Consider the following 8,296-nt stretch of genomic DNA (forward strand, 5'->3'; position numbering starts at 1 on the left):
ACCGCCTCGGCAGATTGACCCCCATTGAATTCGAGACCATCATCAACCACGAGGCCCCTCAGGCCGCGTGACTAACCCTGTCACCTATCCGTGCACCAGGCCCGCCTACCCGCCCAAGTGATTATGGTGGACGGCGAGACGTCGGACTCCGTGTCGTGGCAAGTCGCAAGCGGGTCTCTTCAATGTAGCTTCTCCGACTGCTTACCTCGATCGACCACACCTGCGGCGGTCCTCGGTCCGGTGGTCGCCGGCATTTCAGATGCCGGGGTGCGGCGAGTAGTCGTCACCCTTCTAGGCGCTGCGGGGAGTATCCACCTCAGCACGTACGCCTCGGGGTTGGATACTGAGAAAGCAGGTGCCACGGTGGCCGTGTCCTACAACGAAGTTCTCGATGCGGTGTTGACCGAAGTCGGCGAAGATCCTCTTGTGCATATCCATGCGAGGCATCAGACAAGCGCCCTGACGGTTCTCATCACCGAACGCAAATCCTGATGATACTGGCGCTCGGCTGCTGGCGCAGTAGACGTACGCGGTCGACAGCTGCGGTCTCGCCTCACCTCGGGTCGTGCGGCGAGAAGTTCCTGAAGTAGGCGTCCTCGCTCTCTTCGGCCTTCGGCCTTGGCCTTCGCTTGCCGGGTTCCTCGGCACTGAGCAGCGACTTGGTTTCGGCAAGCGTTTGGCGTAGTCGCGGGTCGTCGGTAAGCGGCTTGGTGATCTTCTGCACCTGAGCGATGGCGTCCTGTTCCGCGGCGCGGGAAGCCTTGAGCACCAGCGCGGGAATGCGGTCACCCCACTTGGCTGCGGTCGGCGCGAACGTGAGGTCGCGCAAGCGCCCACCGGCATCGACCATTGCGCTGGTCGCGCCGTTGCCGGCGGTACCGCGTCCTCGGACCTTCTCCAACGCCGCTTGCGCCTGCGCGGACTTTCGCTGGAATTCGGCGACTGCCGTCGAGTTCGTCGACAACACTCACAGTAGGTCTTCGAAGGCAGGCACAAGGTGGCTGTCTTGGTGCTGTACCGCTCGCTGCACGAGGTCGATGACGCTGCGCGGCCCGAAGTAGCTCTTCTACATCTTGGCCGTGGGATCGGCTCCTCGACTGCGCAGCAGCGCATGACCTCGAGCGCGTGATCGGCGGATATAGCCCAATAGAGCGGCGTACGACCCTTGTCGTCGCCGACATTGACATCGGCACCGGCTTCGACGAATGCGGTGATGATGTCGACGCGGCCACGGTGTGATGCGAAGTCCAGCGGCGTCGCTCCCTCGTAGTCGGCGACAGTCACGTCAGCGCCTCCTTCGATCTCTCGACGCACATCCTCGATCGTTCCGTGCACGGCGGCATGGTGGATCGGGTAGCGCCCGAAGCTGTCACGTTCTGTCATCGGTCCTCTCCTACAGGCTTTTCGGGCTCAGTTCACGGGAGGTCATCGAACATCGCCGGATCGCGGCCTTGCCGGTGTCGCGCAGGTCTCGCATAGCGTCCAGCGGACTGGAGGGTCCGAAATAGCCCTGCACCGTCTTCGTGGTGACATCCGCTCCGTGCTCACGCATGTACCCGATCACCGGAACCGCATCGTCGAAGGAGTGGCGTTGCAACAGGTCGACCACAGCCCTGCGCCATATGGATAATGGGCCACGCTGTCAGCGGCGCTTAGCGGTTCCGCCCGAGTGGGTCTTGGCGAAACTTCTCGAAGTAGCGTTCGTCGGTCTTGGCGATACGCCGACGGCGGGCTTCCTCGCCGGAGTCGTTGGTTTCCAGAAATGTCGAGACTGCCTGAGCGTGAGGGTCGCTCAGCACGTCGCGCATCGCTTCGTCCACCTTGGGTTGCTTGTCGCGAAGCGCCGCCTCGTAGGCCGCGAGGATCGACTCGGCGTCAGGGTGATCGACCGCCACGAGCCGGTTCTTGGCATCGACCTCGACCGTGATCCCGCCGACCGTGGCGGTGCCACGAATCTTGTCGACCTCGTACTGTGCGCGTTGCACTTTCAGGCCGAGCTCGTCGAATTGACTGTTGGGCGATGACACGTTCGACCACACCTCGTTTCGGCGGTTCGGACTCAGGGATGCGGCGTCGACGGCGGCGGCGGCGGCGCGGTCATCTTCGCTTGTGTCAGGCGACATCCGGTGATGCTGGCGAGGACGGTGTTGCCTCCCGCAGCGAGGTGGATCGTGGTGCCTTCTTTGCTGTAGAACCGGACGTCGTGGTTACCGGGCTCGTCGTGGAAGCGTTCCACCCCGGTAGCGCCCAGCGTCGCCGCGAGTTCTTTCGCTCGCTCGAAGACCTGGGGCCAAACATTGTCGGGGATTTGAGTTTCCGCGACGTACCGCGGCAGATAGACCAGGTCGCCGTCGGTGCCGTTGTAGGGCCGAAGACACCCGCTCCCCATCCGATCACCCGTCTGCTCCCATCTCGCTCCCGGCACCATGGTGCTGATGTATTGAGAGAGTTGATCCACTGCGTTCTTGACCTGCGCTTCGGTGTCTTCCAGCGACGGCAGGCTCGCCAGCGTGGCAGCGGCCTTGGCAGTGTCCGATTCGCCGGGCTGTTCGTAGGGGTCGTCGAGCACGTCTGATCCACATCCTGTCAACGTCAGCGCGACGGCAGCGGTGATGGTCGCCATCCGCCGCCGCGAATATGTTCCGGCCGATCGTGTCTTACCCATCAGCGTCCCGCCAGCCCACTGAGGATGTCGATGCCACCTGTCTTGATCGCGGAGTCGCCGGTGACCAGTTTTCCTGGTTCGTTGCCGAGCCCGGCGATCACGACTGACGTGTTGTACCCCGACGTCCGCAGTTCGCCGTTGTCACCGGCTCTCGGGTACTCGCTGTGACCGGTCGCACCCTCGCGCTGCACTCCGTCGGGCGTCGCAGTCGCATCGGTGTCGAGGTGGGTGAATTCGGACATGTAGCCCGGGCTCCAGCCGAAGCGGTTCATGTGCGCGACGGGATCGTTGTGCGCGGTCATCTCGTAAGCGTGGCCGGGTTGGATGTGCAGCTTGTCGAGCGGGTTGTAGACGAGGTCGTGCCCGGTGCCCAGCCCGGGTGAGCCGTAGACGATCGTGTCGTCGACAACGCCCTCCAGGGTCTGTTGTAGTGCGAGCCCCGTCGTGAACGACCCGTACGAGTGCCCCACCGCGGTCAGATGCGGGTCGCCGCCGTCGTGCGAGGCGTCGATGCCCTCGTAGAAGCTGGCCAGGTGCGGTGCCGCAGCTTGGGCGTTCCACGGCTCGGACACCTTGATTCCACCTTCCAGACTCTTCGCCGAGACAATCGCGTCGCGATCCAACTGCGGCGCGTCGTACCCGATCCACGAAACCGTCGACACCCTTCTCACCCTTAAGCCCCGGGGTCTTGTCGAGCTGAGCCTCGGACGTGTATTTCATCAACGCACCCTCATCGGTCATGTCCTTCATCGCACCACCGACCGTCGTGTTCAGCCCCGGTGTGGTGACGGCAACGTGATTGGCGGTATCAGGATTGCCCACGGCCACCGCCGCATGAGTCTGCGTGCCCGATTGGGTGTCGAGCAACATCAGCATCCGGTTCGGGTCCTTGCCGATGGTGTCCTTCACCGCCTTCAGGTCGTCGATCCGGCCGGCCACCGCAGGGTCGCCGGCCTGCGCACGGGCAAGTTCGTCGCCCAGCTTGATCCGGTTGTAGTGGTCGCGGTCGCTGACCGGCATGCCGTCCCGGTTGCCGATGTAGTTGTCGTGGGCGAACAGCGCATCCTTGTCGGCGGGCGAGAGCTTCGACCACATTTCGTGCAACTGCTTGGGGTCGGTCGGCAATTGCGACTTGCCGCTGACGATGTCTTGCACAGCCGCACTGACTGTGGCGGACCCGGACGAGTTCTCGACCGCTTCGAGCTGTGCCTGTGCGGCTTGAATGGCTTGTGCGGCTTGGTTCTCGCCGTCACCGAACTGAGTGAGCAGGGCCTTGATCCGGGCCTCCATAGCTTTCGCCTGGCCGTCGAGCTGGATCTGCATGAGCATCGCCAGCACATTGCCGTCGCCGCCGGGAACCTTCGGGGCGGTCACGGTTCCGTCGTCGGCGACAGACATACCCGCGCCGGGCGCTTCCTGATCCACGATCGCCAACAGCGCGGTACGCATGCCGTTCAACCCCGCGCCACGGGAGGCGTGCGCCTCGGCGATCGCGACCACCGCCGTATCTATGTGGGATGCGGCAAGTTTCTCCGACAAGCCGCGCGCCGACGCGGCAGCGGCAGCATCGCCCTGCCACTTCCCCATCGCGGTATCGACGGCGCGGTCCATCTGATGCACCTGATCGGTGAACGTGCTGTTAGACGCCTGGAGTGCGGCGGCGTAGTCGATCATCGAACTCGGCTGGCAGCTCCGGACGTGGGAGACGGTGGTCATTGCGCCAGACCACTCTCGTACGACTGCAACCGTGACCGAAATGCCTGGTCGACTTCCTCGTAGCTCGCCGCATTGGCAGTGCACGCCGCCGACATCTCGTCGATGTCGGCACCGATGCGATTGTAGGCCTCGGTCGTCGCCGTCGTGCCCTGCTCGGACGCGGCGGCGACAGGTGATCCCGGCATCGTGACCGTGGCGGTGACAGTGATTCCCCTGATCGCACCGGCCGTGTTCGTCAGACTGGCACCCAGCGCCCGAAGCGCCGCGAGGTCAGCTTGCAGCAGTTCGCCCATGATTAGTCCCCCTGCTCATGCGTGGCGCGGGTCGGCGAAACCGCGCGTCCGACGCTGGCACGCTATCACGCAGCTACCGAGCCAGGTGGCTGACCAGCGGCGACTACGCCGATAAGTTGCAATCGAGTGGTACCGGCACTCGATCACGAGTGCACTGATCACACCCGGCGAAGTACGACATTCACCGAAGGCAGGAGGCCAGACTGATGGGCGGACGACAGACCGCGGCGAGAGTGCTGGGATTCGTCGGGGGAAAACCGTCCGCGACGAAGTTCGGCAACAACGACGAGTCCGAGTACGTCAACATCTTGCCAGCGCCGACCGTCCGCGATCGGGCGTCACGACCTACGGCACCCTGGACATGGCTCGCTTCGACACCAACCTCACGGCGGCAGACGACCGCGAATTGCGCGTCGAGTTCCTGACGGTGTGCCAGTCGAACTTCACGGCCATGGACAAGGTGGTGTCGACCTGTGCGTTCAACGTTGCGACCGGCAGAATCCAGGTCAAGCCCGACTTCGTGATGCCTGATGCGATCTCGGTCAACGATCCCACTGTCGCGATGAAGCACATGCTGGTGACGACACCATTTCTGTGGGGCGAGCAGACAACTGTGGACGAGCAGGATCGCGTGACCGCCTTCTTGCAGCTTGTACCGATCGACGACACCGAGATGGAGTACGCACGGGTCCACAGTCCAGAGAAACTCACGGAGCTCCTTCAGGCCAATCAGGTCGACATCCTCGACATCAATAGGCCCTCGGCGGTCGCGTAGCGGAGCGTCCTTGTCGTATTGCCAGTCGCCGAGCGAGGGGATGGCTCGCCACCCCGCCGCGCCTTGATGCGAAGAGTTATCCACAAGGTCGCGAAGGGGTCTTGTGGCGCACCGGTCTGTGGCGAACGATCGATCCATGACACCAGTCGAGGACTTGTCGAACCCACAACTCCAGTGGGCGGTACGGCACTACACCCGTATCGAACGCGCACATCTGATCACTGGGCGAATTCCCATGGCGCGGACTGCGGGAATCCGGCGCATCGAGTGCATCGCGGCGCTGGATCGGCGTGCCGGTGTGAACTGAGCCGGCGGATCGTCATGCCTGCTGGCAGACCAACTCAGACTGCTCCGTCGAAGCGGGTGGCGTCCGACTGCGACGAGGTGACGTAAGCCTGGGCTTCGAACTCATGGCCTTCGTCGCAGCGCCGTAACTCGATTGCTTCCTTGTCGAGACGCCGGACACCCATGCTGTCCGAATTGCAGGTGGGACAGTCAGCAGTTCGCGGTTCACGAATCCATTTGCCGTACTCGTCAGCCATATCCAAGTCCTCTCCCGTAGTTCCACACCGATCCATCGCGCACACCACACGTCGGTCGCGCAAGACTCAGACGCTGCGCAGCGCCCAGCCGCCACCTGTGCTTGCGGGATATCTCTGCACGGCCACCCCTGCGAGACCGGCCAGTTCGTCGGGCGGTTCGTCGACAGAGTTGTCATCGAATTCCCCAGTCGCAGCGGTGTCGGCATCGGCAAGTGCGGCTACCGCTGCTGGGTTGTTCCAGTGCCGTTCGCTCCAGTCCTCGACGAACGCCATCGTCATCAACTCGCCATTGTGCGTAAAGGTCGTCAGGTGCACCTGCGCCCACATCACGGTGCCGTTCTTGCGGACGAGTTTCCTGATGCCGGACTGGGCCCGTACATCACCGGAAGCCAGTCGTTGCACCGCAGCCCCGACTGCTGGGTGCGAATGGGGATGCACGATCTGTCGGACTGTCATTCCGATGGCATCGGCGTCGGTATAGCCGAGCAGCGCGGTGAATGCCGGGTTCACCGCACGCAGGTCACCATCGACTGTGTTGACCGCGACCGGCAACGTCAGATGATGCAAGAGCTGTTCGTACTGGGAGTTGTCCACCTGCCACACGGGCACTGATGCGTCGTCGTCTGCGTTCACGAGTTTCCCCCTCTGCGTCGCCTCGCGTGCATTTCAGAGCCCTCCCCGGCTCTGCCGCCACGGTATCGCGGTGCCGCAGGCATCGCTGCGGTTCATCGGCGCGAGTCCGAAATGCCGGACCCGTCCATGTGGTCACGTCAGGCGTCTTGCCAGTCGTGTGGCAGAGCGCCACCCGCAGACAGCCAGTCATCGAGCGCGGCGAGTATGTCGGCCTGCTCGGCGCACAGTCTCGTGAGGTGTTGCTGGTGTTCGGCTCTCGCGGCGGGGCTGATGTCGCCGTACGCCCGGAACAGCGTGTTCGCCACATGGCCTCGTCGGTGATCATCATCATCTCTTGTTCTCCTTCGTGAGGTGTCGCCACACGGTGCGGCGACGAGTGGGTCAGCCCTGCCACCAGCCGCCCTTCTTGTATTGGCCGGTGCGCTTGAGGTGGTTGATGTAGTCGATCTGCGCCTTCTGGATGGTGCGGGCGTCCTCCCGCTCCCGCGCGGCCTGACGAGCACGCTCACGCTGGTGCCAGCGTCGGTCCCGTTCGTGGCGAACCTGTTTGCGTTGCTTGTTCAACTCCCACGCACCGACGGCGACACTGGCGGCGAAGGCTTTGCGCTGCTGTGCCCGTTCGGCCTTCCGCTGTGCGGCGGCACGCTCAGCATCGGACTGCCCGAATCCCGGAGACGGTGGACGCATGTGGGTCGGTGCGCCGTACACCCGCTGCTCGGGCTCCGGCTGGTAAGTCTGCTGTGGGGTCCACACCGTCGTGGACGTCGTGCTGTTGGAGTTGTTGGTGCTTGCCTTGACGAGTGCCCACACCACTAGCCCGCTGATCCCGAACAGGATCATCAGGGTGATCAATGATCCCAACATCTGTTGTCCCCCTTCACGTTTTGCGGATACACGATCAGTTCTGCGACGGGCATTGCACCCGTCCGATGTCGGCCAACGCGCAGAACGAGTCCCGGTCGATGCGCCACTTGCCGTTGTCGTAGCGCCAGTACACGGTCTGCTTGGTCGGATCACTGCCCGACGGGCGCGCGAGCCGATCGGGTGGATATTTGCCCTCACACATCACGAACGGATCGCAGCGGTTGACCCAGTGCACGTTCACGTATGCCGAAGCGGTGTCGGTGTAGGTCTTCGGTTGGCCCATCTCGATCCGCACCGGGTTGTCGCGCAGCATGTACGGCAACGCCGCGACCTGATCACGCAGAGCGAGTCCGTCGACCACCACGTCCGCGTGTGCACCGACCGTCCCGTCCGTGCTGAACAGCACCTCGAGGGTGTGCATCAACTCCCGAGGATCAGGGGTCGGAGCCTGCCCAACGCTGCCCGCGTTGGCGGTCGCACCGCCGTGGTCGTCGGAGCCACATCCCCCGATCGCGAGTGCGAGCACGCAGGCCGCACCGAGGGAAATCGTCAATCGTCTTCCGCGCGCACGCGGCAGCGCTCGTGTCATTTCGCACCCCGTAAGTCGTCCCCGTCGAGGAGTGGCCCGGACTCGAATGTCCGTCCGCCAGGTCCATGAGCTCGGGCTTTGCCGGTTTCGATACCCGACGCCGAGTGCAGCTGATACTGCCTCTTCCTGATTGACGGTGCGTGGAACAGGTTCTTGCGACCACAAGATGTAGGGGTGAGCAAGATCGCGGGGTGATGGGCGGTGTCGCTGGAGGTGTAG

13 protein-coding genes and 2 pseudogenes are annotated in these 8,296 nt (G+C 63.7%); 2 read left to right on the forward strand and 13 right to left on the reverse strand.

The genetic code is table 11. The features are described from left to right. The first annotated feature begins 363 nt into the window (after window positions 1-363). A complete protein-coding gene (locus IEW22_RS20425) occupies window positions 364-492 on the forward strand; it encodes a hypothetical protein (RefSeq protein ID WP_268235503.1) in 129 nt (42 codons plus the stop codon). 61 nt (window positions 493-553) lie between these two features. Here IEW22_RS20425 and IEW22_RS19160 read toward each other — a convergent pair whose 3' ends face one another. From IEW22_RS19160 to IEW22_RS19190, 8 genes and pseudogenes are all read right to left on the reverse strand, one after another. Further along, window positions 554-964 carry a YbaB/EbfC family nucleoid-associated protein gene (locus IEW22_RS19160; RefSeq protein WP_188588902.1) on the reverse strand — a complete coding sequence of 137 codons (411 nt, stop codon included), beginning with the start codon at window positions 962-964 and terminating at the stop codon, window positions 554-556. Between the two features lie 173 nt (window positions 965-1,137). After that, a pseudogene (locus tag IEW22_RS20635) lies at window positions 1,138-1,383 on the reverse strand (ankyrin repeat domain-containing protein); the annotation flags it as partial. A gap of 10 nt (window positions 1,384-1,393) precedes the next feature. Then, window positions 1,394-1,609, reverse strand: a complete 216-nt coding sequence (locus IEW22_RS19170) for a hypothetical protein (protein WP_188588904.1) — start codon at window positions 1,607-1,609, stop codon at window positions 1,394-1,396. A 43-nt stretch (window positions 1,610-1,652) separates the two neighbouring features. Further along, window positions 1,653-2,027 carry a YbaB/EbfC family nucleoid-associated protein gene (locus tag IEW22_RS19175; protein WP_188588906.1) on the reverse strand — a complete coding sequence of 125 codons (375 nt, stop codon included), beginning with the start codon at window positions 2,025-2,027 and terminating at the stop codon, window positions 1,653-1,655. 32 nt (window positions 2,028-2,059) lie between these two features. Then, entirely contained in the window at window positions 2,060-2,623 is a 564-nt protein-coding gene (locus tag IEW22_RS19180) for an LppA family lipoprotein (RefSeq protein WP_229742913.1), read from the reverse strand. 41 nt (window positions 2,624-2,664) lie between these two features. Beyond that, window positions 2,665-3,327, reverse strand: coding sequence for an alpha/beta hydrolase (locus IEW22_RS20305; protein WP_268235504.1), 663 nt, complete (start codon window positions 3,325-3,327; stop codon window positions 2,665-2,667). 109 nt (window positions 3,328-3,436) lie between these two features. Continuing rightward, window positions 3,437-3,487: pseudogene (locus IEW22_RS20430) on the reverse strand (hypothetical protein); the annotation flags it as partial. Window positions 3,488-4,377: 890 nt separating this feature from the next. Then, entirely contained in the window at window positions 4,378-4,674 is a 297-nt protein-coding gene (locus tag IEW22_RS19190; RefSeq protein ID WP_188588910.1) for a hypothetical protein, read from the reverse strand. A gap of 241 nt (window positions 4,675-4,915) precedes the next feature. On the opposite strand from IEW22_RS19190, the gene IEW22_RS19195 reads away from it, so the two are divergent. Beyond that, window positions 4,916-5,449 (forward strand): suppressor of fused domain protein, encoded by a 534-nt coding sequence (locus IEW22_RS19195; RefSeq protein WP_268235505.1) that lies wholly within the window; start codon window positions 4,916-4,918, stop codon window positions 5,447-5,449. 341 nt (window positions 5,450-5,790) lie between these two features. Here IEW22_RS19195 and IEW22_RS19200 read toward each other — a convergent pair whose 3' ends face one another. The 5 genes from IEW22_RS19200 to IEW22_RS19220 all read right to left on the reverse strand — a co-directional run bounded on the left by IEW22_RS19200 (window position 5,791) and on the right by IEW22_RS19220 (window position 8,041). Beyond that, on the reverse strand, window positions 5,791-5,991 hold the full coding sequence (locus IEW22_RS19200; RefSeq protein WP_188588912.1) for a hypothetical protein: 201 nt from the start codon (window positions 5,989-5,991) through the stop codon (window positions 5,791-5,793). A 66-nt stretch (window positions 5,992-6,057) separates the two neighbouring features. Then, window positions 6,058-6,624 carry a PAS domain S-box protein gene (locus tag IEW22_RS19205; protein ID WP_188588914.1) on the reverse strand — a complete coding sequence of 189 codons (567 nt, stop codon included), beginning with the start codon at window positions 6,622-6,624 and terminating at the stop codon, window positions 6,058-6,060. 137 nt (window positions 6,625-6,761) lie between these two features. Beyond that, a complete protein-coding gene (locus IEW22_RS19210; RefSeq protein ID WP_188588916.1) occupies window positions 6,762-6,929 on the reverse strand; it encodes a hypothetical protein in 168 nt (55 codons plus the stop codon). 76 nt (window positions 6,930-7,005) lie between these two features. Then, on the reverse strand, window positions 7,006-7,488 hold the full coding sequence (locus IEW22_RS19215) for a hypothetical protein (RefSeq protein ID WP_188588918.1): 483 nt from the start codon (window positions 7,486-7,488) through the stop codon (window positions 7,006-7,008). Between the two features lie 34 nt (window positions 7,489-7,522). Continuing rightward, window positions 7,523-8,041, reverse strand: coding sequence for a hypothetical protein (locus IEW22_RS19220; protein WP_188588919.1), 519 nt, complete (start codon window positions 8,039-8,041; stop codon window positions 7,523-7,525). Between the last annotated feature and the right edge of the window lie 255 nt (window positions 8,042-8,296).

The sequence above is a fragment of the Gordonia jinhuaensis genome (genome assembly GCF_014639795.1).
Taxonomy (GTDB): domain Bacteria; phylum Actinomycetota; class Actinomycetes; order Mycobacteriales; family Mycobacteriaceae; genus Gordonia_B; species Gordonia_B jinhuaensis.